This window comes from Azospirillum isscasi, from assembly GCF_030849505.1.
Classification (GTDB): Bacteria; Pseudomonadota; Alphaproteobacteria; order Azospirillales; family Azospirillaceae; genus Azospirillum; species Azospirillum isscasi.
The window spans coordinates 1-24,641 of record NZ_JAUJFI010000001.1 but is presented as its reverse complement, the minus strand read 5'-3'; the positions used below and the strand labels follow the sequence as shown (position 1 = coordinate 24,641).

General features: G+C 69.3%; 23 protein-coding genes. 14 read left to right on the top strand and 9 right to left on the bottom strand.

Translation table 11 applies throughout. The features are described from left to right. Positions 1-171: 171 nt before the first annotated feature. Entirely contained in the window at positions 172-1,860 is a 1,689-nt protein-coding gene (lldP, locus tag QSG27_RS00115; RefSeq protein ID WP_306703068.1) for an L-lactate permease, read from the bottom strand. 414 nt (positions 1,861-2,274) lie between these two features. On the opposite strand from lldP, the gene QSG27_RS00110 reads away from it, so the two are divergent. Further along, the gene (locus tag QSG27_RS00110) at positions 2,275-3,042 is read left to right on the top strand and encodes an FCD domain-containing protein (RefSeq protein WP_306703067.1); all 768 of its coding nucleotides are present in this window, start codon (positions 2,275-2,277) and stop codon (positions 3,040-3,042) included. A 60-nt stretch (positions 3,043-3,102) separates the two neighbouring features. Beyond that, positions 3,103-3,897, top strand: coding sequence for a cytochrome c oxidase assembly protein (locus QSG27_RS00105; RefSeq protein WP_306703066.1), 795 nt, complete (start codon positions 3,103-3,105; stop codon positions 3,895-3,897). Positions 3,898-3,976: 79 nt separating this feature from the next. On the opposite strand, the gene clpB is transcribed toward QSG27_RS00105, so the two are convergent. Further along, a complete protein-coding gene (clpB, locus tag QSG27_RS00100; protein ID WP_306703065.1) occupies positions 3,977-6,643 on the bottom strand; it encodes an ATP-dependent chaperone ClpB in 2,667 nt (888 codons plus the stop codon). A 249-nt stretch (positions 6,644-6,892) separates the two neighbouring features. On the opposite strand from clpB, the gene QSG27_RS00095 reads away from it, so the two are divergent. The 8 genes from QSG27_RS00095 (at position 6,893) to QSG27_RS00060 (ending at position 14,280) form a co-directional block, all read left to right on the top strand. Further along, on the top strand, positions 6,893-7,732 hold the full coding sequence (locus QSG27_RS00095) for an IclR family transcriptional regulator (protein ID WP_306703064.1): 840 nt from the start codon (positions 6,893-6,895) through the stop codon (positions 7,730-7,732). After that, on the top strand, positions 7,696-8,688 hold the full coding sequence (locus QSG27_RS00090; RefSeq protein ID WP_306703063.1) for a 2-dehydro-3-deoxygalactonokinase: 993 nt from the start codon (positions 7,696-7,698) through the stop codon (positions 8,686-8,688). The genes QSG27_RS00095 and QSG27_RS00090 overlap by 37 nt, the downstream gene beginning before the upstream one ends. Before the next feature lie 5 nt (positions 8,689-8,693). Continuing rightward, positions 8,694-9,344, top strand: coding sequence for a 2-dehydro-3-deoxy-6-phosphogalactonate aldolase (locus tag QSG27_RS00085; protein WP_306703062.1), 651 nt, complete (start codon positions 8,694-8,696; stop codon positions 9,342-9,344). Between the two features lie 64 nt (positions 9,345-9,408). Next, positions 9,409-10,374 (top strand): tripartite tricarboxylate transporter substrate binding protein, encoded by a 966-nt coding sequence (locus QSG27_RS00080; RefSeq protein ID WP_306703061.1) that lies wholly within the window; start codon positions 9,409-9,411, stop codon positions 10,372-10,374. 77 nt (positions 10,375-10,451) lie between these two features. Further along, complete coding sequence (locus QSG27_RS00075; RefSeq protein WP_306703060.1) at positions 10,452-10,964, top strand: tripartite tricarboxylate transporter TctB family protein; 513 nt, start codon at positions 10,452-10,454, stop codon at positions 10,962-10,964. A gap of 48 nt (positions 10,965-11,012) precedes the next feature. Further along, positions 11,013-12,554 carry a tripartite tricarboxylate transporter permease gene (locus tag QSG27_RS00070; protein ID WP_306703059.1) on the top strand — a complete coding sequence of 514 codons (1,542 nt, stop codon included), beginning with the start codon at positions 11,013-11,015 and terminating at the stop codon, positions 12,552-12,554. Continuing rightward, complete coding sequence (locus QSG27_RS00065) at positions 12,551-13,465, top strand: SMP-30/gluconolactonase/LRE family protein (RefSeq protein ID WP_306703058.1); 915 nt, start codon at positions 12,551-12,553, stop codon at positions 13,463-13,465. The genes QSG27_RS00070 and QSG27_RS00065 overlap by 4 nt, the downstream gene beginning before the upstream one ends. 38 nt (positions 13,466-13,503) lie before the next feature. Next, positions 13,504-14,280, top strand: coding sequence for an SDR family NAD(P)-dependent oxidoreductase (locus QSG27_RS00060; RefSeq protein ID WP_306703057.1), 777 nt, complete (start codon positions 13,504-13,506; stop codon positions 14,278-14,280). A 27-nt stretch (positions 14,281-14,307) separates the two neighbouring features. Here the strand turns inward: QSG27_RS00060 and QSG27_RS00055 are convergent, their stop codons facing one another. Both QSG27_RS00055 and QSG27_RS00050 read right to left on the bottom strand, forming a co-directional pair. After that, a complete protein-coding gene (locus QSG27_RS00055) occupies positions 14,308-14,736 on the bottom strand; it encodes a hypothetical protein (RefSeq protein WP_306703056.1) in 429 nt (142 codons plus the stop codon). Continuing rightward, on the bottom strand, positions 14,733-14,984 hold the full coding sequence (locus QSG27_RS00050; RefSeq protein WP_306703055.1) for a hypothetical protein: 252 nt from the start codon (positions 14,982-14,984) through the stop codon (positions 14,733-14,735). Before QSG27_RS00050 ends, QSG27_RS00055 begins: the two co-directional genes overlap by 4 nt. 407 nt (positions 14,985-15,391) lie before the next feature. Here QSG27_RS00050 and QSG27_RS00045 point away from each other — a divergent pair, with 407 nt between their 5' ends. Beyond that, positions 15,392-16,621 carry a sensor histidine kinase gene (locus QSG27_RS00045; protein ID WP_306703054.1) on the top strand — a complete coding sequence of 410 codons (1,230 nt, stop codon included), beginning with the start codon at positions 15,392-15,394 and terminating at the stop codon, positions 16,619-16,621. A 22-nt stretch (positions 16,622-16,643) separates the two neighbouring features. On the opposite strand, the gene QSG27_RS00040 is transcribed toward QSG27_RS00045, so the two are convergent. From QSG27_RS00040 to QSG27_RS00025, 4 genes are read right to left on the bottom strand one after another with little or no spacing between them, the layout of a single operon-like run. Then, complete coding sequence (locus tag QSG27_RS00040; protein ID WP_306703053.1) at positions 16,644-17,057, bottom strand: response regulator; 414 nt, start codon at positions 17,055-17,057, stop codon at positions 16,644-16,646. A gap of 41 nt (positions 17,058-17,098) precedes the next feature. After that, positions 17,099-20,116, bottom strand: a complete 3,018-nt coding sequence (locus tag QSG27_RS00035; RefSeq protein WP_306703052.1) for a response regulator — start codon at positions 20,114-20,116, stop codon at positions 17,099-17,101. A gap of 13 nt (positions 20,117-20,129) precedes the next feature. Then, on the bottom strand, positions 20,130-20,951 hold the full coding sequence (locus QSG27_RS00030) for a substrate-binding periplasmic protein (RefSeq protein ID WP_306703051.1): 822 nt from the start codon (positions 20,949-20,951) through the stop codon (positions 20,130-20,132). A 7-nt stretch (positions 20,952-20,958) separates the two neighbouring features. Next, positions 20,959-21,735, bottom strand: coding sequence for a substrate-binding periplasmic protein (locus tag QSG27_RS00025; RefSeq protein WP_306703050.1), 777 nt, complete (start codon positions 21,733-21,735; stop codon positions 20,959-20,961). A 387-nt stretch (positions 21,736-22,122) separates the two neighbouring features. On the opposite strand from QSG27_RS00025, the gene QSG27_RS00020 reads away from it, so the two are divergent. Both QSG27_RS00020 and QSG27_RS00015 read left to right on the top strand, forming a co-directional pair. Next, entirely contained in the window at positions 22,123-22,581 is a 459-nt protein-coding gene (locus QSG27_RS00020) for a MarR family winged helix-turn-helix transcriptional regulator (protein ID WP_306703049.1), read from the top strand. A 34-nt stretch (positions 22,582-22,615) separates the two neighbouring features. Further along, positions 22,616-23,017, top strand: coding sequence for a DUF1398 domain-containing protein (locus QSG27_RS00015; protein ID WP_306703048.1), 402 nt, complete (start codon positions 22,616-22,618; stop codon positions 23,015-23,017). A 13-nt stretch (positions 23,018-23,030) separates the two neighbouring features. On the opposite strand, the gene QSG27_RS00010 is transcribed toward QSG27_RS00015, so the two are convergent. Further along, complete coding sequence (locus QSG27_RS00010; RefSeq protein WP_306703047.1) at positions 23,031-24,116, bottom strand: hypothetical protein; 1,086 nt, start codon at positions 24,114-24,116, stop codon at positions 23,031-23,033. Positions 24,117-24,374: 258 nt separating this feature from the next. On the opposite strand from QSG27_RS00010, the gene QSG27_RS00005 reads away from it, so the two are divergent. Beyond that, positions 24,375-24,641: hypothetical protein (locus tag QSG27_RS00005; RefSeq protein ID WP_306703046.1), on the top strand; the 267-nt coding region annotated here is incomplete at its 3' end.

Here is a 24,641-nt window from a genome sequence, read left to right as displayed (position 1 = left end):
GGCAGGAGTAAACGTCCCTCTCCCGTCCCGGGAGAGGGAAGGGACCCGCGCGACGCGCGGGGAGGGTGAGGGTGCGTCCAAGAATCAAGCGCCTGATCCTTGGCTGTACCCTCACCCGCCCGCTTCGCGGGCACCCTCTCCCGGGACGGGAGAGGGGATTCATGTGACCGCTTACGGGATCATCCAGGGCAGGATGTAGGCCTGGATCATGGTGATGACGCCGATGATCGCGACGAAGAACAGGCTGTGCTTCACGGTGAAGCGGAACAGCTCGGACTCGCGGCCCACCAGACCCACCGCGGCGCAGGCCACGGCGATCGACTGCGGGGAGATCATCTTGCCGGTGACGCCGCCGGTCGTGTTGGCCGCGACCATCAGCACGTCGGACACGCCCACCTGCTGCGCCGTGGTGGCCTGGAGGCCGCAGAACAGCGCGTTGCTCGACGTGTCGGACCCGGTCAGGAACACGCCCAGCCAGCCCAGGATCGGCGAGAAGAACGGGAACAGGAAGCCCGTGCCGGCCAGCAGAAGCGCCAGCGTGGAGGACAGGCCCGAGTAGTTGGCGATGAAGGCGAAGGCCAGAACCATGCCGATCGAGTAGATCGGGCGCTTCAGCTCGCTGACCGTCTCGACGAAGGTCTTCACGCCGTCGGCGGGGCGCATCTTCAGCATGACCATCGTGACGATCGCGGAGATCAGGATGGCCGTGCCGGTGGCCGACAGCAGGTCCAGCTTGTACACGGCGTCGATGGGCTTCGGCGAGGCGACGATCGGGGCGGCCTTCAGCACCAGCTTGTCCAGCCCGGCGATCGGGAAGTACAGCACGGTGTCGGCCAGCGCGCCGCCCTTGGCGAACAGGGCCTTGAAGGGCTTCAGGCTCCAGATCGTGACGATCACGGTCAGGATCAGGAAGGGCGACCACGCCTTGGCGATCTCGCCGGCGCTGTAGCTGCGCGAGGCGTTGAACTCGCTGGTCGCCATGGCGCCGACCGACTGCGGCACCGGAGCGCCGGCCAGCGGGGAGTTGGCGAAGCGGAAGATGGCCTTCGGCTTCCAGAACTTCAGGAAGACGGTGATGCTGACGAGGCTGACCAGAGCGGAGGTGATGTCCGGCAGCTCGGGCCCGATGAAGTTGGCGGTGAAGTACTGGGTGACGGCAAAGGTGCCGCCGGCGACCAGGATGGCGGGCCAGGTCTCGCGCACGCCCTTCCAGCCGTCCATGATCATGATGATCCAGAAGGGCACGAAGACGGACAGCAGCGGAAGCTGGCGGCCGGCCATCGCGCCGATCTTGAACGGGTCGAGCGAGGTGACCTGACCGGCGACGATGATCGGAATGCCCATGGCGCCGAAGGCCACCGGGGCGGTGTTGGCGATCAGGCAGAGACCCGCGGCGTAGAGCGGGTTGAAGCCCAGCCCGACCAGCAGCGCCGCCGTGATGGCGACCGGCGCGCCGAAGCCCGCGGCCCCTTCCAGAAAGGCGCCGAAGGAGAAGCCGACCATCAGCATCTGAAGACGCTGGTCCTCGGTGATCGACACCACCGACGAGCGGATGATCTCGAACTGGCCGGTCTTGACCGTGATCTTGTAGAGGAACACGGCGGCCACGATGATCCAGGCGATGGGCCACAGACCATACAGGAAGCCGTAGCCGGCGGATGCCAGGGCCATGCCGACCGGCATCTGGTAGAACAGGATGGCGACGGCCAGCGAAATGGCGACGGTGATGGTGCCCGCGACGTGGCCCTTCATGCGCAGGGCCGTCAGCGCGATGAAGAAGAAAATGATCGGCAACGCGGCCACAAGTGCCGAAAGCCAAAGGTTACCCGCGGGATCGTAGACTTGTGTCCAGGGCTGCATGTTTCCTTCCTATGCCGCGATTCTCGGTACTGCTTTTTGGCCAGCGACCGTGAATGGAACCCGGACCCGCGCGTCTTATCCGGACGCGCGCCGATTTTCGTTCCGCAGCCCGTGGACTGTGGAGATCAGTTTTTTGTTGGGTTGGGCTCCGGTCAAAAAAAGTGACCAAAGGCTCAGCACGGATACATTGGGTCGCCATGGTTGGCAATAGGGAAAATTCAATTTACCGTCAGCGGGGCCAGGGACTTTTTGTTGCTCGTGGTATTACCACCTGACCAGTTCGGCGGCGGAGCGGCTTGGAAACAGTGTCGCGGGGTCTGGTGGGGCTGGACGTGCGAAAGCCGTGACGATATCTAGCTTTCAGGATCAGGCGGGCGGAATCAGGCGGGATTGCTGCGGATGCAGGGCAAGGGAATGATAAAGCCGGCCAAACTGGCGGACGCCATCGCGGATCATCTGGAAACGCTCATCCGCGAGGGCGTTCTGCGTCCGGGGGAAAAGCTGCTGCCGGAACGGGATCTGGCGCTGAAGCTGGACGTCTCGCGCCCGTCGCTGCGCGACGCCCTGGAAAAGCTGGAGGAGCGCGGACTGCTTGTCTCCGGACGCAACGGCACCCACATCGCCCAATTCCTGGCTCCCATCGCCGCCCCGCTGGCGGCGCTGCTGCAGGCCGATCCCGAGACGGCCTTTCATTATCTGGAGTTCCGCAGTTCCATCGAGGCGACCGCCGCCGGGCTGGCCGCGCAACGGGCGACCGACCTCGACCGCACGGCCATCCGCGGGCTGGCCGACCGGATGAAGGCGACCCACGGGCAGGACGATCCCACGGAGGAGGCGGACGTCGATGCGCAACTGCACCTCGCCATCTACGAGGCGGCGCACAACACGGTGATGCTGCACATCATGGGCGCCCTGTCGGAAATGCTGCGCAACGACGTGTTCTACAACCGCGACCGGCTCTACACGCGGCCCGGCGTGCGCGACCTGCTGCTGAACCAGCATCTGGCCATCGCCGACGCGGTGGTGGCGGGCGACGCCGAAGGCGCGCGGGCGGCGGCGGAGGCGCATGTCGTCTTCACGCTGCGCACCCTGCGGGAAATCCGCGAGGACGACACGCGGCTGGAAGCCTCGCTGCGCCGCATCGGGCGCACCGACCTGATCGAAAGCGCCGAGCGGGCCTGAGGCCGGGAACACCAGCGGCTTTTCCGGTTTTACACGGCATCGACCGAGGGAGGTCCAGCCGTGCCCTTCGAAACGCCGCCATCCGTCATCCCCTATTGCGGTCCTCCGCCGGTGCCGGAGGAATTCTGGAGCGCCTGGAACGGCGATCCGGTTTTGCTCGCCGTCTTCGCCCTGGCCGCTGCCGGATACGCCACGGTGGTGCATCGGCGTAGGGCAGGGATGGAGCGTCACCAGCCCTGGTGCTTCGCCGCGGGGTGGCTGGTGCTGTTCGCCGCCTTCGTGTCGCCGCTGTGCAACCTGACCTCCGCCCTGTTCTCGGCGCGGGTCGTCCAGCATCTCCTGACGATCCAGGTGGCCGCGCCTCTGCTGGTCCTGTCCTGGCCGGCGGGGGCGGTGCGCTGGCCGGCATGGTTGCGGAAATCCCTGGGGATTCCGGAGATCGCCTGGGGGCTGTTCGGCCTGTTCCTGTGGGTGTGGCACCTGCCGGGACCCTACATGGCGGCTCTCCGCTCCGACGCGGTGCTGTGGGTCATGCACGGCAGCCTGCTGATCGGCGCCGTCGCCGCGTGGCGGGCGGTTTTGGTGCCGGAGGGGGCGGCGATGCGGGCGCGGGGGCTGCTGTCGGCCTTCGGCACCTCGGTGCATCTTGCCATTCTGGCGGCGCTGCTGATCTTCGCGCCGCAACCGCTGTTCGTCCACCATCTGGTGACGACCGCGCCCTGGGGCCTGTCCGCCCTGGCCGACCAGCAGCTTGGCGGGCTGATCATGGGGGTGGTCGGGGCCGCGGTCTATGTGGTGCTGAACCTCTACGCCCTGGCGCGCTGGCTGATGGTGCCGGAGCGTCAGCGCACCTGACGCGACGCTGCCTTCGTCCCCACTCCCGCCCTCCCCCGCTGCGCAGGAGAGGGTTAGGGAGGGGGCAAAGGCTGGCCGCTCAGTGAACCGCGGCGCTGCGCCCGCCGCCGCCCGTCAGGGCGAAGCCCAGCGGCGGGCGTTCGGGGGCCTTGAAGCCGGTGGCGCGGTCCTCCTCGACCGAAACGCCGTCCAGCGTCAGCCGGCCATCCCGCGCCGACAGGTGCAGGGTCGAGCGTTCGTCCACCTCGCCGTCGAGCAGACGCTCGGCGATGGGGTCCTCCACCAGACTCTGCACCGCCCGCTTCAATGGACGGGCGCCGAAGGCCGGGTCCCAGCCGAGGTCGGCCAGCCGGGCGCGGGCCGCGTCGTCGGCGGTCAGGGACAGGCCGCGCTCCGCCAGACGGTCCGCGACGCGGGCAAGCTGGATGTCCACGATGTGGGCCATCTGCTCGCGCCCCAGCCGGCGGAAGATCAGCACGTCGTCCAGCCGGTTCAGGAACTCGGGCCGGAAGGCGCGGCGCACCGCGTCCATCACCTCGATCCGCGCCCCCTCCAGGCTGTCGTCCTCGCCGAGCGCCGTCAGGGCGTCCGCCCCCAGGTTCGACGTCATGATCAGGATCGCGTGGCGGAAGTCCGCCGTGCGGCCCTGCCCATCGGTCAGCCGCCCGTCGTCGAGCGCCTGGAGCAGCACGTTCAGCACGTCCGGGTGGGCCTTCTCCACCTCGTCCAGCAGGACGACCTGATAGGGCCGGCGCCGGATCTTCTCGGCCAGCGTGCCGCCGTCGTCATAGCCGACATAACCCGGAGGCGAGCCGATCATGCGGGCGACGGAGTGCTTCTCCATATACTCCGACATGTCGACGCGGGTGACCGCGTTCTCATCGTCGAACAGGAAGGCGGCGAGCGCCTTCGCCAGCTCCGTCTTGCCGACGCCGGTCGGCCCGAGGAACAGGAAGGAGCCGGTGGGACGGTTCGGGTCCTTCAGCCCGGCCCGCGCCCGGCGCACCGCCTTCGACACGGCGCGCACCGCCTCCGCCTGACCGACGACGCGCTCGGCCAGCCGGTCCTCCATGCCCTTCAGCCGCTGCCGCTCGCTGTCCAGCATGCGGTCCACCGGGATGCCGGTCCAGCGGGTGACGACGGCGGCGATGTCCTTCGCCGTCACCTCCTCCCGCTCCGCGTTGGCGCGGGATTCGGCCTCGGCCAGGCGCTTCTCCAGGTCGGGGATGACGCCGTAGGCCAACTCGCCGGCCTTGGCCCAGTCGCCGTCGCGCTGCGCGTGCTCCAGCTTCGTGCGGGCCTGGTCCAGTTCCTCCTTCAGACGGCGGCCCTCGGTGCGGCGGGACTGGCCGACGCGCCAGTCCTCCTCCATGGCGGTCAGTTTCGCCTCGTCCACCGCAAGTTCGGCCTCCAGCTTGTGCAGCCGCTCCTGGGACGCGGTATCGGGTTCCGCCTTCAGGGCCTCACGCTCGATCTTGAGCTGGGCGACGCGGCGCCCGACGGCGTCGAGCGCCTCCGGCTTGCTGTCGATGGCCATGCGCAGGCGGCTGGCCGCCTCGTCCACGAGGTCGATGGCCTTGTCGGGCAGGCGGCGGTCGGCGATGTAGCGGGCGGAGAGCTGCACCGCCGCGACCACCGCCGCGTCGGCGATGCGCACGCCGTGGTGCACCTCGTACTTGCCCTTGATGCCGCGCAGGATCGACACGGCGTCCTCGTCCGACGGCTCGTCCACGTTCACCGGCTGGAAGCGGCGGGCGAGCGCCGCGTCCTTTTCGATGTATTTGCGGTACTCGTCCGGCGTGGTGGCGCCGACGCAGCGCAGCTCGCCGCGCGCCAGCGCGGGTTTCAGCATGTTGGCGGCGTCCATCGCGCCGTCCGTGCGGCCGGCGCCGATCAGCGAGTGCAACTCGTCGATGAACAGGATGATGCGGCCCGCGGCCTGCTGCACCTCCGCCAGGACGGCCTTCAGCCGCTCCTCGAAGTCGCCGCGGAACTTGGCGCCGGCCAGCAGCGCGGTGAGGTCGAGCGCCAGGACGCGGCGGTCCTTCAGCCCCTCCGGAACGTCGCCGGACGCCAGCCGCTGGGCCAGCCCCTCGACCACGGCGGTCTTGCCGACGCCGGGCTCGCCGATCAGGACGGGGTTGTTCTTGGTGCGCCGGGCGAGGACCTGGATGGTCCGCCGGATCTCGTCGTCGCGCCCGATCACCGGATCGAGACGGCCCTGCCGCGCTTCCTCCGTCAGGTCGCGGGCGTATTTGGCGAGCGCCTCGCCCATCTGGGAATCCTCCTGCCGGTCGGCGGGGCGCTTGCGGTGCAGCGACTCGACGCCCTCGGCCAGCACCGCGGGATCGATTCCGGCGCGGTGGAACAGCGCGCGCATGGAACCGTCCTGGGCGGCCAGCGATTCCAGAAGCCGTTCCGGCGTGACGAACCTGTCGCCGGCCCCGCGCGCCGATTCGACGGCGCCCTGGAGCACGCCGGCGAGCGCCGGGGACATGAAGATCGGGTGCGGCCCTTCGCCGTCCACGCGGGGCTGGCGATTCAGGGTTTCCTCGGCGGCGGTCTTCAACAGCTCGGGGTCGCCGCCGGCATCGCGGATCAGCTTGGCGGGCACGCTGTCGGCGTCTTCGACCAGGGCCTTCACGAGATGTTCGGGGACGAGCTGTTGGTGGCGTCCGGCGAGAGCCGCCAGTTGCGCAGCCTGGATGACGCCGCGCGCACGGTCGGTGAACAGACCGAAGTCCATCAGGCACTCCGTTCGTAATGGTTCCCGCCCTTTCCGAAGGCGCGGGAAGACGGCCTGCGTGGCCCGCACCATGCGCGGCCCCGGTCGCCTCACAGGATCAGATGGGTAATGGCACCACGCCGATCAAGATGACGGGCAACTGTCTCACTATATGGACAACAAGAAATTTATTTGACACACTACGGGCGTATTCATAAAGTGGTGGAAACTGATATGCCAGATACCGGGCAAAAACGCAGGGGGGAGAATATGGCCGGCATCGGAGCAAATCCGCTCGATGCACAGGAGTCTCCGGAGAAGCCGCAGGCGTCCGGAACCCAAACGCTGATGCGCGGCCTCGCCCTCCTGGAATGCGTGGCGGCGGGCGTCGGCGACGTGAAGGGCATCGCCGCCCGGCTGGGCACCCCGCGCAGCACCACCCACCGGATGCTCAACAGCCTGACGCAGGACGGCTACCTGCATCACGTTCCCTACAAGGGCTATCTGCTGGGGCCGAAGCTGATCGCGCTCGGCATGCGCGCGCTGGAACAGCGCCCGCTGGTTGCCATCGCCCGCCCGCACATCGAGGAGTTGGCCCGCCGCACCGGCGACACCGTCCATCTCGGCGTGGTCGAGGGGGTGGAGGTCTTTTACCTCGACAAGATTCCGAACACGCGCGGGCTGGAGATGCGGTCGCGCATCGGCCTGCGCATGCCGCTGGCCTCCACGGGGCTGGGCAAGGCGCTTCTCCTCGGCCTGCCGCGCGAGCGCTGGCGGGAGCTCTACGACCACGCGCTGCGGCTGACCGCGGCGGCGCCGGAGCGGCCCCCGCTGGCGCCCTGGCCGGAGTTTGAATTCCGGCTGGCCGCCTATGTGGAGCGCGGCTGGTCCTTCGACCTCGAAGAAAACGAAATCGGCATCCGCTGCGTCGGCGCGCCGATCCGTGACGTCCGCAATCAGGTGGTCGCCGCCATCAGCGTGGCGAGCGCCGTGCCCTACATGCCGGACGAACGGATGGAGGAGCTTGGACCGGTCGTCCGGGCGGTCGCCGACGCGATTTCAAAGGATTTGGGATGGAAACGGGACGAACGGGCGTCGGGGCATCGCTGATCGCCCTCGACTGGGGAACCTCCAGCCTGCGCGGCTTCCTGATGGACCGCGCCGGGCGCGTGCTGGACCAGCGCGCCAACGCGCACGGCATCCAGAACCTGCCGATGCCGGGCATTTCCGGCTTCGAGCAGGCCTTCACCGACCTGTGCGGCGGCTGGCTGTCCGCCCACCCGGGCCTGCCGGTGGTGGCCGGCGGCATGGTCGGCAGCGCCCAGGGCTGGCGCGAGGCGCCCTATGTCCGCTGTCCCGCCGACACGGCCACGCTGGCGTCCCAGGCCATCGCGGTGGACAGCGCGTCGGGGGCGCGCATCCTGATCGCTCCGGGCGTTCTCTACGACCCGCCGAGCGGCCCGCCGGACATCCTGCGCGGCGAGGAGATCCAGATCGCCGGCGTGCTGGCCGACCGTCCCGACTGGGGCCGCGACGCCTGCATGGTGCTGCCCGGCACCCATTCGAAATGGGTGGAGATCGTGGGCGGGCGGATGACCCGCTTCTCCACCTACATGACCGGCGAGGTTTTCGCCGTGCTGTGCAAGCACTCCATCCTGGGCCGGCTGATGCCGGCGGACGCCGCCCCGGACGCCGCCGAGTCCGACGCCGCCTTTGCCGAGGGCGTGCGGGCGGCGCAGGCCAGCGGGCCGGGCGACCTGACGCACCAGCTCTTCGCCGCGCGCACGCTGGGCATCACCCGCCGCATGACGGCGGAGCTTTTGAAGGATTACCTGTCCGGCCTGCTGATCGGGCATGAGCTGACCTCCGGTCTCGCCCACCTGCGGAACGATCTGCACGAGGGCCGCCCGCTGCTGCTGATCGGCGAGGGCGCGCTGTGCCGCCGCTACGTCCGCGGCCTGGAGCTGCTGGGCGTGGAGCCCACGGACCGGCTTGAGAACACCGCCCCGCGTGGGCTTTTCCAGTTCGCCGTCGCCGCCGGCCTGATCGCGCCGGCGGGGGAGTAACGAGCATGTCCGACGATACCCTGAACGCCCGCTTCGACGCCGCCTTTTCCGCCCTGCCGCTGGTCGCCATCCTGCGCGGCCTGAAGCCCGCGGAGGCGGAGGACGTCGCGCAGACCCTCTACGACCGGGGCTTCCGCCTGATCGAGGTGCCGCTGAACTCGCCCGATCCGTTCGACAGCATCGCCGCCATCCGCCGCCTGCTGCCGCGGGACGCGCTGGTCGGCGCCGGCACGGTCCTGGCGGTGGAGCAGGTGGCGCGGCTGAAGGAGATCGGCGCCGATCTGGTCGTCATGCCGCACGCCGACACCGCGGTGATCCGCGCCGCCAAGGCCGCGGGGATGGTCAGCCTGCCCGGAATCGCCACTCCGACGGAAGCGTTCGCAGCGCTGTCAGCCGGGGCCGACGCCCTGAAGATCTTCCCGGCGGAGCTGATCGGCCCGCGCGTCGTCAAGGCGATGCGCGCCGTGCTGCCCCCCGGCAGCCGCCTGTTGCCCGTGGGCGGCATCGCCCCGGACACCATGGCGCCGTTCCTGGAGGCCGGCGTCGCCGGCTTCGGGCTGGGTTCGGCGCTCTATGCGCCGGGCCTGTCCGCCGCCGAGGTCGGCGAGCGGGCGGACGCCTTCGTCGCCGCATGGCGGCGCCTCAACCCGCGCTGACCGCGGTCCTCGTCTTTCCCCCCACCTCCTGTCCACCACAAGCAAAGACCCAGGGAGAACGCTCATGAAGAGCTATCGTTTCGTCACCGGCGCCGTCGTCGGCGTGCTGACCTCCGCCACCATGATGATGGCCGCGCAGGCCGCCGAGTACCCGGCCAAGTCGATCGAGCTGATCGTCCCGTATGCCGCCGGCGGCGGCACCGATCTGGTGGCCCGCGCCTATGCGGACGCCGTGAACCGCCACCTGCCGCAGTCGGTGGGCGTGGTGAACAAGACCGGCGGCGGCGGTGCCGTCGGCCTGTCGGAGATCATGGCCGCCCGTCCGGACGGCTACAAGATCGGCATGGGCACCGTGGAGATCACGACCCTGCCGAACCTGGGCGTCGCCCGCTTCACGGTTGCGGACTTCACCCCGATCGCCCGCCTGAACGCGGAGCCGAGCGCCATCACGGTCAACGCCAGCGCGCCCTGGAAGACCATCGAGGAGTTCCTGGCCTACGCCAAGGAGAATCCGGGCAAGGCCCGCATCGGCAACTCCGGCACCGGCGCCATCTGGCACCTCGCCGCCGAAGCCCTGGCCTCCAAGACCGGGCTGAAGTTCAACCACGTTCCCTATGACGGCGCCAACCCGGCGGTCACCGCCCTGCTCGGCAACCACATCGAGGCCGTCAGCGTCAGCCCGGCGGAGGTGTCCAGCCACGTCGCCGCCGGCACCCTGCGCATCCTCGCGGTGATGGACGACCAGCGCTCGAAGGCGTTCCCGGACGCTCCGACGCTGAAGGAGAAGGGCATCGACGTGACGGTCGCCACCTGGCGCGGCATCGTCGTTCCGAAGAAGACCCCGGAGAACGTCGTCAACACGCTGCGCGCCGCGTCCAAGAAGGCGGTCGAGGAGCAGGGCTTCCGCGACCAGCTCAACAAGATGAACCTCAGCTACGCCTATCTCGACGGCCCGGACTACAAGGTCGCGATGGAGAAGGACGCCGAGATGTTCAAGGCGCTGATGAAGCAGATCGGCCTCGCCAAGTAAACCATTTCACCTGAGCCGCATCCTCGGCGTGTCCCCGGCGGCCTTCGGGTCGCCGGGCGTCCGAAGGAGATCCAATCATGAGTCACGCTCCCGCCCCGGGCGGCAAGTCCGGCCTGCGCCCGCAGGACCGCCTCGCCACGCTGATCATCGCCGTTCTGGTCATGGCGGTCGCGGTGGCCGCCATCGTCGCCGCGGGGGACTTCCCGCCGACCATGCTGGAAACCGACGTCGGTCCCGCCCGCTTCCCCATCATCTTCGCCGTGGCCCTGCTGGTGCTGTGCGCGATCCTGATCGTCAACACGCTGCGGGCGCCCGCCGCTCCGCCGGACGATCCGGCGCAAGCCGGGCCGCGGGCCAGCTACGGCACCGTCGCCATCGGCATCGTTGCGACCGCGGCCTGTCTCTACGCCATGGAATTCGTCGGCTACGCTGTCGCGACGCCCGTGTATCTGTTCGGCCTGATGTGGCTGATGGGGCGGCGCAACGTGATCGCGAACGCCGTCATCGCCGCCGTGTTGACCGCTCTCATCTACGCCGCCTTCGCCTACGCGCTCAGCGTCCCGCTGCCGGTCGGGAGCCTGTTCGAATGACACGGACCGATCCGACCGGTTGCAACACTCCGCTGACGGAGGGGTGAGATGTACGAACTCGACATGCTTCTTCACGGCGCGCAGGCGCTGTTCAACCAGCCCATGGCGCTGCTGCTGGCCCTGTTCGGCGTGACGCTGGGCATCATCATCGGCGCGCTGCCCGGCCTGACGGCGACGATGGGCGTGGCCATCCTGCTGCCCTTCACCTTCGGCATGGACCCGCTGTCCGGCCTGCTGATGATCTCCGGCGTCTTCTTCGGCGGCATCTACGGCGGTTCGGTCACCGCCATCCTGCTGAAGATCCCCGGCACCCCCGCCGCCGCGGCCACCGCCATCGACGGGTTCGAGCTGACCAAGAAGGGGCAGGCCGGCATCGCCCTGGGCACCGCCACCTTCTCGTCCTTCCTGGGCGGCACGGCCAGCGTGTTCGTGCTGATCTTCCTGGCCCCGGTGCTGGCCCGCTTCGCGCTGGAGTTCAGCGCGTCGGAGTCCTTCGCGCTGGCCGTCTTCGGCCTGTCGATCATCGCCAGCATTTCCGGCGTGTCGGTCATCAAGGGCCTGATCGCCGGCTTCCTCGGCCTGCTGCTGGCGACCGTCGGGCTCGATCCGATGGCCGGCTTCCCGCGCTACACGGGCGGCTACACCGAACTGTTCAACGTGCCCTTCATCCCGGTGATGATCGGCCTGTTCGCCGCCGCCGAAGCCTTCAAGTCGCTGGAGGACCCGCAGGTCCGCGCGGGCATGGCCGCGGCGCTGGACCGCATCATCCCGCCCTGGCACGTCTTCCGCCGCCAGTTGGGCAACATCGCGCGTTCGTCGGGCCTGGGCATCGTCATCGGCATCATTCCCGGCGCCGGTGCCGACATCGCCGCCTTCGTCGCCTACAACGAGGCCAAGCGCTTCAGCAAGACGCCGGAGAATTACGGCAAGGGCGAACTGGGCGCGGTCGCCGCCTGCGAATCCGGCGCCAACGGCTGCACCGGCGGCGCGCTGCTGACCATGCTGACGCTGGGCATCCCCGGCGACGCGGTGACCGCGGTGATGCTGGGCGCCCTGACCCTCCAGGGTCTCCAGCCCGGTCCGCTGCTGTTCAAGGACCACGCCGATCTGGTCTTCACGCTGTTTGCCGGCATGCTGGTCTGCTACGTCATGATGCTGGTGGTGGGCCTCGGCTCGCTGCGCTTCATGGGCCGCATCCTGCAGATGCCCAAGTCGGTGCTGACCCCGACGATCCTGGCGCTGTGCATCGTCGGCACCTACGCCATCAACAACAGCATGTTCGACATCTGGATCATGCTGGCCGCCGGCGTCGCCGGCTATTTCATGCAGAAGTGGGACTTCCCGGCCTCGCCCGTCGTGCTCGCCCTCATCATGGGGCCGATGGCCGAGGCGAACTTCCGCCGCGCGCTGTCGCTGTCCAACGGCAGCTATGATTTCCTCTACACCCGTCCGATCACCGCGGCGCTGCTGACCGTGGCGATCCTGACGCTGATGCTTCCGCTGCTGCGCCGCCTGTGGAGCAGCCGGAGCGGCGGGCCGACGGTGAATGGACCGACCGTCGCCTCGTCCGCGGCGGAGGGCTCGAAATGACCGCGGTGACCCGGATCGGTCTGGAGGCCGTCATCGACCCGGAGCTGCGCAACGGCACCGGCGAGAATCCGGTGTGGGATGCCGAACTGGGCCTGTGGACCTGGATCGACATCCCGGCGCGGACCGTCCACCGGCTCGACCCCGCCAGCGGCGTTCACCGCCGCTGGACCCTGCCGGAGATGATCGGCTGCCTCGTCCTCCGTCCGGACGGCGGCGTGGTTTGCGCCTGCGAAACCGGCGTCTTCGACGTGGACCTTCCGGGTGAGGGCGGAAAGGCGGTGGTCACCGCGCTCGCCACCCACCGCTTCCCCAAGGAGGGCATGCGCTTCAACGACGGGCGCTGCGACCGGCAGGGGCGGTTCTGGCTGTCCAGCATGGTCATGGACATCGGCAAGGGCGACGCCTCCGGCCTGTGGCACCGCTTCACCCGCGCGGAGGGACTGACGGAGACCGGGACCGGCGGCTACGTCATCCCCAACGGCTCCGCCTTCAGCCCGGACGGGCGCGTCTTCTACGCCTCCGACAGCCACCGCGACGTTCGGATGGTCTGGGCCTGGGATTATGACCCGGACACCGGCACCGCACGCGACCGCCGCCCCTTCATCGACATGCGCGCGATGATCGGGCGTCCCGACGGCGCGGCGGTGGACGCGGACGGCTGCTACTGGATCTGCTGCCTGGACGAGGGCTGCATCAAGCGCTTCACCCCGCGCGGCGATCTGGACCGCCGGATCGAAGTGCCGATGCGCAAGCCGACCATGTGCGCCTTCGGCGGGCCGGACCTGCGGACGATGCTGGTCACCTCGCTCTGCCGCGGGCCGGCGGATCTGGCCGAAGACCCGCATGGCGGGCGCGTCCTGATGTTCGACCCCGGCGCCCAGGGCCTCCCCGAACCCCGCCTGACCGCCTGAGTCGGGCCAACACGATGCAAAGACACGAGAGGCAAGGAATGTTTGACGATCTGAAGGGCAAGCGCGTTCTCATCACCGGCTCCACGCAGGGCATCGGCCTTGCGGCGGTGGAGGCGTTCGCGCGGGCCGGCGCCAAGGTCGCCATGAACGGGCGCCGCACCCCGGCGGACCTGGAGGCCACGCTGGCCCGCCTGAACGGGCTGGGCGGCGAGGTCGTCTTCCTGCCCGCGGATGTGTCGAACAGCGCCGAGTGCGGCACGCTCGTCGAGGCTTTCGTGGAGCGTTTCGGCGGCATCGACGTGCTCATCAACAACGCGGGCGGTCTGGTCGGGCGCAAGCCGCTGCCGGAGATCGACGACGACTTCTTCGACGCGGTGACCGACCTGAACGCCCGCTCCGCCCTGATGGTCACCAAGCACGCCCTGCCGCACCTGAAGGCCGCGGCGGCGCAGAACGGCACCACCTCCTCGGTGATCCTGGTCGGCTCGGTCGCCGGCTACACCGGCGGCGGCCCGGGGGCGGGCCTGTACGGTGCGGCGAAGGCGTGGCTGCACAACATCCAGAAGAACTGGGTGGCCTTCCACACCAAGGACGGCATCCGCTTCAACACGGTGTCGCCGGGCACCTTCGACACCGCCTTCCACGCCGACAAGGACGAGGACACCAAGACCCGCATCGGCGCTGGCTTCCCGATGGGCCGCTTCGGCCGTCCGGAGGAATGCGCCCCGACCTTCCTGTTCTTCGCCTCGCACGCCTGCAGCGGCTACATCACCGGTCAGGTGCTGGACGTGAACGGCGGCCAGTTCATGCCGTAACAAGCCTTTCCGGCTGCGTCCGCTTTGTCAGAGCGGGCGCAGCGGGTGCGCCGTGACCGTGGCCGCGGCGATGGCCGGCAGGGCGGGGAAGGGCAGGCCGTCCTCGCACCGCAACTGCCGGGCCACGGCGTGCAGGGTGCCGTGATGGCGGCGGCAGAGGATGCCGTCGGCGTCGCGGTCGTAAAGCCGGACGAACTGGACCGGGGCGGCCCCGTCCTCCGCATGGACCTCCACCTCCACCAGACGGGTGCAGAAGGAGCAGGCGGTCAGCGGGTCCGTCGAATCGAAGGCCACGCCGGCCGCCAGGCAGCGCTGCGCGAAGGCTTCCAGAAGCACCGACGCGCTGTCCACCGTCTCCAGCCCGCGCAGGGCGCGCACGACGTCGCGCATATGGCCGAGACCGGGCAGCACCAGCCCGGCGGCGGAATGCCGGTCGTGAATCACCAGCTTCATCATGATGCGTGCGCCGTCCCGAACCGCGGTTCCGGGCGGATGGCCGTGTTGCCGGCGGCGTAGCCGGGCCGGTTCGACCACACCCGCTGGCGGATGCGCATTTGCGTCCGGCAATCCGCCGAGCAGTAGAGCGGGACCGGTCCGCGGGAGGAGGAGCGGACGAAGGGACGCCCGCAGCAGGCGCAATGGAGCCTGGGCGTGGGCAGGGTCGGGCGGGGCTGGGTCATACGGGCGTGTGTCGGCGTCGGCATGGTTGGATTCACGGGGCATTTCCAAAGTTGGACGCACTATACGGGCGGTCTGTGACAGTTTGACGGGTGGGGGCGGGCTACCACTTTTTCGCGCGCCGCCCGCCGTCTGCGGACACGGAAACGCCCCCGGACCGCCGCCGGTTCCGCCGCTGGGGCACCGCGTCCGGCAGCTTTTGGGACGGGCGTCAGGGTCGGGTTGTTCTGTCCAGCGTCAGATGCGCATACAGGAGAAAAAAACAACCGGACAGCACCGATAAATTGTCTTTTATGGGCAAAGATCGCGCGCTAAGGTCCCAACTGGCGGATGTGGGTGTTTCTGGAGACCGATGGGATGCCGGTGCTGGCCGGCGGCCCCGAGCGGGGGAGTGCCGGATCGTCCCTTTTCGCCGCAAGAGGAAGGGGCGGATATGGGAGCACCGACGAAGGCGACGATTCTCATCGTGGATGACACCGCCGACAACCTGTCGCTGCTGAGCAGCCACCTGAAGTCCATTTATGCGGTCAAGACCGTGAACAACGGCGACGCCGCGCTTCGCATCGCCTTTTCCGACCATCCGCCGGACCTGATCCTGCTCGACGTCATGATGCCGAACATGGACGGCTATGAGGTGTGCCGCCGTCTGAAGGCCGATCCGCGGACCTGCGACGTCCCGGTGATCTTCCTGACCGCGCGCACCTCAGTGGAGGACGAGAAGTTCGGCCTGGACCTGGGGGCCGTCGATTACATCAGCAAGCCGATCAGCCCCCCCATCGTGCTGGCACGGGTGAAGAACCACCTGTCGCTGAAGGCCACCGCCGATTCGCTGCGGGCGACCGTGGAGGAGGTGCGCGCCGCCCACAACCGGCTGGAGGAGACGCAGCAGCACCTGATCCAGACGGAGAAGATGGCCGCGCTGGGCCTGCTCGTCTCCGGCGTCGCGCACGAGATCAACACCCCCATCGGCGTGGCCCTGACCGCCGTCTCCCACCTCTCGGGGTTGATCGAGTCGCTGGCCTCGCAGTTCCAGAACGGGGCGATCCGCAAGTCCGATCTCGCCCGCTTCCTGGAGAACGCACGGGAAGGGGCGCTGCTGGTCACCACCAACATCGTGCGCACCGCCAACCTGATCCAGAGCTTCAAGCAGGTGGTGGTGGACCGCGCCGGATCGGAACGGCGGGTGTTCGACCTGAAGGACTACCTGTCCGACGCGCTGTTCGGGCTGGACCCGCATCTGCGGGAGGCCGGGCACAGCTTCACCGTCTCCTGCCCCGCCGGCCTGACCATCGACAGCCATCCCGGCCCGCTGTCGGAGGTGCTGTCCATCCTGATCCGCAACGCCGCGGCCCACGCCTTCCGGCCCGGCCAGAACGGGCGCGTCACCCTGTCCGTCTCTCTGCGGGAGGAGGAATGGGTGGAACTGCGCCTGTCCGACGACGGCAAGGGAATCGACCCGGACCATCTGCCCAAGCTGTTCGATCCCTTCTTCACCACCCGCCGGGGCATCGAGTTCCCGGGGCTGGGACTCTACGTCGCCTTCAACCTCGTCAGCCAGGTGCTCCTGGGCACCATCGAGGTGGAAAGCCCGCCCGGTGGCGGCGCCACCTTCATCGTCCGCATGCCGCGGCGCGTGTCCAGCGTGGCCGAGGTGCCGGCCTGACGGTGGCCTCCACCGCCCGGCGTCAGGCGGGAAGGGCGGGCATCCGGGCGGCGACCCGTTGCAGAACCGCCGGCGGATCGACCGGCTTGGCGATGTAATCCACCGCCCCCATGGCGAAACCGCGCTCCCGGTCGGACTCCTCGGCCCGGCCCGTCAGGAAGATGACCGGGATGTCCCGGGTTTCCGGCGCACCTTTCAGGGCGGCGCAGACTTCGTAGCCGTCCATCTCCGGCATCACCACGTCCAGCAGGATCAGATCCGGCACCGGTGCGGCGGCGGCGATCTCCAGCGCTTTCCGCCCGTTGTTGGCGACCTTCACCTTGTAGCTTTCCTTCAGCAGGCCGCTGAGCAGCTTCAGATTGTCCGGCGTGTCGTCCACGATCAGGACCGTGCCCTTCGGTGGGGTGGCCTTCGATGCGGGGGATGCGTTGTCCATGGAAGCTTTCCGATCAGGGAGAACCGGCGGGGGGCGTCTTCTCAGGCTGCGGCGGTCGCGCCGCGTGCGTCCAGCGCGGCGTCCAGCGCGGCCGCCGCCTCGTCGAAGTCGAAATTGCGGATCTGGCCGGCGATGGCCTCGAATTGGTCGGGGAAGGCGGCTTGCAGAAGGCCTGTGTTGGCGGTCATCACCTCCTCCGCGTCGGGGTCGCTGTCCAGCAGAAGCCGGCGGAGCTGGCCGCAGACGGCGAGCAGGGCGTCGGCATCCACCGCGACGGGCGCGGCGCCGGCGGTCGGGGTGTCGCTTGCGGGGGCCAGTGCCGCCTCCAGATGGGCGAGCAGGGCGCCCAGCGGCGGTTCCAGCCCGGCCAGCAGCGCGTCGATGTCCGGGCGTGGGCGGGCTTCGCGGATGGCCGCCTCCAGATGTTCGGCGGCGTCCTGGACGGGGTGGGCGCCGATGTTGCCGGCGGTGCCCTTCAGCGTGTGGGCGTGGCGCTCCGCCGCGGCGAGATCGCCCTCGTCCAGCGCCGCGCGGATGACGGCGGCCACACCCCGCTGCCCGGCGGTGAACTTGCGCAGCAGGTCGAGGTAGAGGCGCTTCTTGCCGAGCACCCGCGACAGCCCCGCCGCGATGTCCAGTCCCGGAACGCCGGAAGGCAGGTCGCCCGCATCCTCCGCCGTAGCCGCGGCCGCCGTGGGGAGGAAGGCAGGCGCCTCGGCACCGAGCCCGGCACGGGGCTTCACCCAGGCCAGCAGCGTGGCCCACAGCGCGTCGGGGTCGATGGGCTTGGCCAGATAGTCGTTCATGCCCGCTTCCAGGCAGCGGTCCCGGTCGGTCTGCATGGCGTTGGCGGTCATCGCGACGATGGGCAGGCCGGCGAGGCCCAGCCGGCGGATTTCCAGGGTCGCGGCGATGCCGTCCATCACCGGCATCTGCATGTCCATCAGCACGAGGTCGTAATGGGCGGCCTGCACCATCTCCACCGCGATGGCGCCGTTCTCCGCGACCTCCACCACCAGCCCGGCGTCGCCCAGCAACTCGCAGGCCACCTGCTGGTTCAGGTCGTTGTCCTCGGCCAGCAGGATGCGGGCGCCGCGCAGGTGCGACAGATCCGCGGTGGGGGCTGACTGTACCGGGGTGGTGTCCGGCAGCTCGTCGTCGGCGCCCAGAACCCGCATGATGCCGTCGAACAGGGCGGAGGGGTTGACCGGCTTGAACAGAACCTCCTCGATGGCCGTTCCCTCGGCGCCTCTCAGCACCTCCTCCCGGCCATAGGAGGTGACCATGATGTGGTGCGGGGTCTGGGCCAGCTCCAGCGCGGCGATGCCGGCGGAGGTCTCCAGCCCATCCATGCCCGGCATCTGCCAGTCCAGCAGAACGACGCGGAAGGGCCGGCCCTCGCGCGCCGCGATCCGCGCCGCCTCGATGGCGGCGGGGCCGGAGGCCACCGCCTCGGGGGTGAAGGACATGGCCGCCAGCATGTCGGTCAGCACGACGCGGGCGTTCTCGTTGTCGTCCACCACCAGGCAGCGCAGGCCGCGCAGGTCGGGCCGCGGCAGCAGCACGCGGCGCGGCTTGTCGCGGCCCAGCCGCACGGTGAACCAGAAGCAGGACCCCCGGCCCGGCGCGCTCTCCACCCCGACCGCGCCGCCCATCAGCTCGGCCAGCCGCTTGGAGATGGCCAGCCCCAGGCCGGTGCCCCCGTACTTGCGGGTGGTGGAGGCGTCGGCCTGCTGGAAGCTCTGGAAAAGCTGGCTTTTCTGTTCCGCGTTCAGGCCGATGCCGGTGTCGCGCACCTCGAAGCGGACCAGCAGATTGTCCCCGGACTCCTCTTCCAGCCGGACGATGATGGCGATTTCGCCGCGTTCGGTGAACTTGACCGCGTTGTTGGCGTAGTTGACCAGGATCTGCCCGATGCGCAGCGGATCGCCGATCAGGTCGCTGGGCACGTTCTGGGCGACGTCGAAGATCAGCTCCAGCCCCTTGGCCGCGGCCTTTTCCGCGATCAGGTCGGCCAGCGTGCCCAGCACCTTGTCGAGATGGAAGCCGGTGCGCTCCACGCTCAGCTTGCCGGCCTCGATCTTGGAGAAATCAAGGATGTCGTTGATGATTCCGAGCAGATGCTGGCCGGACTGGCTGATCTTGAGAACGTAGTCGCGCTGGCGTGGCGTCAGGTCGGTCTTCAGCGCCAGATGCGACAGGCCGATCACCGCGTTCATCGGGGTGCGGATCTCGTGGCTCATGTTGGCGAGGAAGCTGGCCTTGGCCAGGGACGCCGCCTCCGCCCGGTCGCGGGTCAGGCGCAGCTCCTCCGTCTGTGTCCCCAGTTGGACGACGGCGTCCAGGATGCTGTCCAGCTCCTGCGTGCGGGCACCGGGGAGCCGGATGTCGCGTTCGCCCTCGCCGATGCGGCGCAGGCCGTCGGCGGCGGACAGCAGGGGCCGCACCACATGGCGGCGGATCAGCAGGCCCGCGGCGATGAAGATCGCCAGCACCGCGATGAAGGCGAACTGGATCACCTGCGACACCAGACGGGTGCGCTCCTGGATCTGGCCCAGCCGTCCGGCGGTCAGCTCGGTCACGTCGACCAGCAGCCGGTCGCCGACCGCGTTCAGTTCGACCAGCGTCTGCGCCCATTTCTCGGCGAGGCGCTCCTCCTCGGCATTCTGGGCGGCGGCCTTCGCCGCGGAAACCTGGCGGATGACGGCGTAGGCGTCCGTCACCTGCCGCTTCAGGGTGGGGTCGAACTGGAAGGTCGGGTGGAAGGCCAGCGCCTGGGCGGCCAGAAGCGCCTCGCGGCGGCGGCGGGCGTCGTCGGTGACGATCACCACGGTGCCCGATTGCTTCAGCCGCTCCAGATTCACCACGGCGCGCTGGCGTTCCAGGATCAGCGGCACCATCCGGTCCTGGCTGTCGGCGGCCAGCCGCTCCATCTTGCCCTGTTCCGCGACGATGCCGAGGAACAGCAGGCCGATCAGCGCGAGCAGGATCGCGCCGCTGATGAGGATCGCCGGCTGCAGCCGTACGCGGGAATGCCTGCGGTCGCGGGCGGACGCCATGGCCGGTTCCGGTTCAGTAGATGTCGAAGGGGAAGTAGCCGCGGTTGATCCGCTGATAGGTGCCGTCGCTGCGCAGGGCCGCCAGGGCCCGGTCCACCGATGCCTTCAACTCGTGCTGGCCGGGCGGGAAGACGATGTGCACGGTCCCGCCCAGCCCGTTCTCGGACATCGGCGTGCCGATGGTCTCGAAGCCGTCCCCCGCGTCGGACAGCAGGAAATGAACGACGTTCAGCGTCGGGCCGATGGCCATGTCGCTCTGCCCGCTGCGCATGGCGCCCCACAAATCCTCCAGCGTGGTGACGGGCACCAGATTGGCCTCCAGCTTCGGATCGGCCTTCGCCAGACGGATCAGCGCCTCGTGCTGCCGCGAACCGCGGATGGTCGCGATCGACCGGTCGCGGACCGCTTCCTCCAGGGTCATTTCGGGCGTGCCCCGCCGCCCCACCAGGCTCGTGCTGGACCGCCAGTAGGGAACGGAGAACAGAAGCCGCTGCTCCCGGTCCGGCGTGCGCAGCACGTTGCCGAAGCCGATGTCGAAGCGGCCCGCGGCGACGTCGTCGATGATCTGCTTGAACGGCGCCGCGTCGAAGCTGCACACCGCCTGCAGCGACCGGCACAGCTCCCGCCCGAAATCGACGTTGAAGCCGACCAGAGCTCCTTCGGCGTTACGGTCGCTGAAGGGGGGGGAATGGTCGATGACCACGATGCGCAGGTGCGGCCTAGCGGCCGGCGGCGGCGCCTCCGCCCGGGCCGGTCCGACCGCCGCGGGACCGGCCAGCAGGATCGCCGAAAGCAGAATGGCGCGTGCGGTGGAAAAGCGCGTGCGGAAACCCATCGGCGCCTCAGTACATCCGGAAGGGCAGGAAGCGGGAGCTGATGGCGTCGTAGCGCCCGTCGGCCAGGATGGCGCGCAGGGCCATGTTGACCCGGTCGCGCAGTTCCTCCCGCCCCAGGGGCAGGGCGATGGCGGACTCGCCGCCCAGCCCGCTTTCGGTGAGCGGGTCGCCGACCACCTCCAACGCCTCGCCCTCGGCGCTCGTCAGCAGGTGGACGGTGACGGCGGTCGGCGCCAGCGCCAGATCGACCCGCCGGTCCAGAACGGCGCGCAACGCCTCCGCCTGATCGTCGTAGATCACGACCGTGCAGCCGAATTTCTTTGCGGTCAGATAGTCGTACTGTTTCGATCCGCGGGTGACGGAAACGCGCTTCCCGGCCAGATCCGGGGCCACGCCCAGCGTCCATTCGCCGGCCCGCCCGATGTAGCTGGAACTGGACCGCTTGTGACGGTCGGTGAAGAGGTATTTCTTCATCCGCTCCGGCGTCTTCAGGATGCTGGCGACCGCGAAATCGGCGGCGTTGCGGTCCAGCAGGTCCAGGACTTCCGGAAATTGCAGGGCGGTGATCTCGCAGCGGATGCCCATCGTGTCGCACAGGGCGCGGGCGATCTCCACCTCGAAGCCGGTCAATTTGCCCTGATCGTCCACCATCGTGTAGGGCGCCATCTTCCAGGTCACCACCCGGTAGACCTCATCCGCGCGGGCGGGGGCCGCCGCCGTGACGCCGAGCAGGAGGGCAAGCCATAAGATCGCGAAGGGGCGGAACGGCGTCGGACGGTTCATGGGCTGCCTCGGCAGAGCGGAAGGGCGGAGAGCGGCGGCCATCCCTGCATTGCGGTACCGGGGAATGGGCAGCTTCCTGGTTGTGCTCCGGCGGATCGTTTGGGAAGACATCCCCCGATACAACGGAACAATACCACCATGTTCCGTCAGGTCAAGGAATCGTTACCCTATAGGTTGTTTCGCAGCGGACATAAACCATTTCACGAAACAAACAGAGCGGTCATTTCCCTTTATCCGAACCGCGTTCGATTTTTTACGACGTTCAAGCGCCACCACGACGGACGGCGCGCCGGTGGCCTTGGGCGCCGGGGATTCCGTCGTGCCGATGAGAAGTTGACTAGGAAACCAAATGATGATAGTTTCCTAGGAAACACAGGGGAGGAAACGTTGGTTCCACCGGACGTCAGCCCGCTCGACGCGCATCTCGGCTATTGGCTGCGCTTCGTGTCGAATCATGTGTCCCACGCCTTCGCCGTGAAGCTGACGGGGCGGGGGGTGACCGTCGCCGAATGGGTCATGCTGCGCGGCCTCTATGACCGGGACGGCGTGGCGCCCAGCCTGCTGGCCGACCGGCTCGGCATGACGCGGGGGGCCATTTCGAAACTGGCCGACCGGTTGGCCGGCAAGGGGTTGCTCATCCAGACCGCCGCCCCCGACGACCGCCGTTGCCAGACGCTGGCGCTCACCCCGGAGGGACGGGCGCTGGTACCAGAGTTGTCGGCCCTGGCGGACCGCAACGACGCCGAGTTCTTCGGCCACCTGGACACCGCCGACCGGGCACGGATCGAGGAGGCGCTGAAGGAGATCGTGCGCCGGATGGGCCTGCGCTCCGTCCCCGTCGAATAGCCGCCTCTTTCTCACGCACCGCAGGGAGAGAACCATGGACGCCAGGATCACAGCCGTCCTCCACGAATGCAGCCGGGCCTCCGGGGAGGAGCGCATCAGCTTCCCCGAGGTTGTCGCGGCGCTGGCCGCGGCAGGGGTGGAGCGCTACCACACCGATCTCGTGCGGGGGGAGACGACCTACTACCTCCCGGACGGCGCGACGGAGCGGGTGGAAACCAACCCCGCCGCCCTTCCGCCGGCCATGGACTTCACAGCCAAGGGTGTCGAATCCGCCGTCCGCGCCATCCAGGCCGGAGCGATCCGCTACCGTGGCTTCTGCGAACAGGTGCTGCGCGCCGGCTGCGTCGGCTGGACGGTCAGCATCACCGGGCGGCGGGCCGTCTATTACGGCCGCAGCGGCGACAGCCACACCGAGTGGTTCCCCGGCGCGGCCTGACGCCGCCCCGCCGTCACCATCCCAGGCGGCGGGACAGGACCGGGCCGAGGTCGCCGCGCCATTCCTTCAACTCGGCCTCCGCCCGTTCCACCGCGCGCTGGTCGCGGTAGCGCTTGAGCGCGCGGTTCGGATCGCCGCGCATCTCCATGGCCTGCAGCCGCTTGGCCACCTCCGGCTCCGACGCCACGGCCTGCCGCCAACGCTCCAGCCGCACCTCCGCCACCGCGTCCACGATGGGCTGGAGCGCGGGCATGCGGCCCAGCTTCTGCACGCCGGGCGCCAGCCGGGCGGCGGCGGCGGCGGCGGCTTCCCTGGGAATGCGCGGGAAGGCCCGCTGCACCGCCTTGGTCAGCGCGTCCTTCATGTCGTCGCCGCGCCGTTTCGCTTCGGCCCCCCGGCTCAGCCGCGCGGCGGTGCGCGCCTGTTTCTTGGTGTGCCAGGACAGGATGCCGTCGGCGATCTCCCGCGCGTCGGCGCCGAGCCAGACGACGGCCTCCGCCCCATCGGCCAGCGCCGCCTTCGCCTCGTCGGGAAGCTCGGGATCGGCGCCGGAGGCGGCGCTGGCCAGATGCAGCGCCTTCAGCGACCGCAGCGAGCGGGCCCGCCCCTCGTCGCCGGCCAGCAGGGCGGATTCCGCCAGCGTCCCGCCGTCCAGCAGGCTCTGCAAAAGCTCCAGGTCGCCGTGGGTCCAGCGGCGGGCGGCGGTCAGCCGCTCCACCCGCAGGCGCAGCAGGTCGCGCACCGCCGGGCGGGGCGCCGCCGGAACACAGGATTCGACGCGCCACACGCCGCCCTCGAACCGCGCGACGGCCCATTGGGCGCCGTTTTCGACGGGCCGGTCGGTGGCGAAGGCGCCGTCCAGGTTCCAGCGGTCGCTGGCCCGCAGGCACCCCTCCGGCGGCGCCTGCCACGGTGTTCCGGGCCTGGAATAGAAGCTGGCCGCCGCCGGGTTCCACAGGACGAAGCGCCAGCCCGCAACCTCCGCGGCGAGGCTGTCGGGCATGGCGGCGGGGCGCGGCCCGTCTCCCAGCTTCAAAAGGGGCTCGGGGGTGTCCTGGCTGGGCTGAGAGGCTTCGGGCGACGGGCGTTCAGACGGCATGATGGCTCCTTCCGGCGGCACTGTAGCACAGCGCGGGGCGGAGCCTTGGCAACTTTGCAGCCGCTTGCCCGGTTTCCGGTCTCGACAATCCGAAGTAATTTCTCAAAAGCAGGCCGGCAATATCCGGAACGGAAACAGGATGTCCGACCGGATGCCGGGCTCCTCCCGCCATTTGAATGCTCTTTGACAAAGGTCAAGGAAAGGCGTCCGGGCCTGCCGTTGACTCGGCGAGTGCTGTCCTTTTTCGAGGCGAACCCCATGCGAACCGTATCCATCAAGGCCGTTCTGCCGGTGATTGTCGGGGGCCTCGCTCTCCTTGGTCTGTTCACCGCGGGCGACACCGCCATCGACTCCCTGCGCGGCGCCGAGGCCGCTTCGGCGTACCGGCGCGTCAACGAGGCGGCCGGCCGGATGGTCGTGGCCGCCGGCGAGCTTGCCCTGGAGCGGGGCACCAGCAACGGCGCGCTGAACGGTCCGGACCCGCTCCCCGCGGAGCGGCGCGCCCGGCTGCAACAGCGCCGCGAC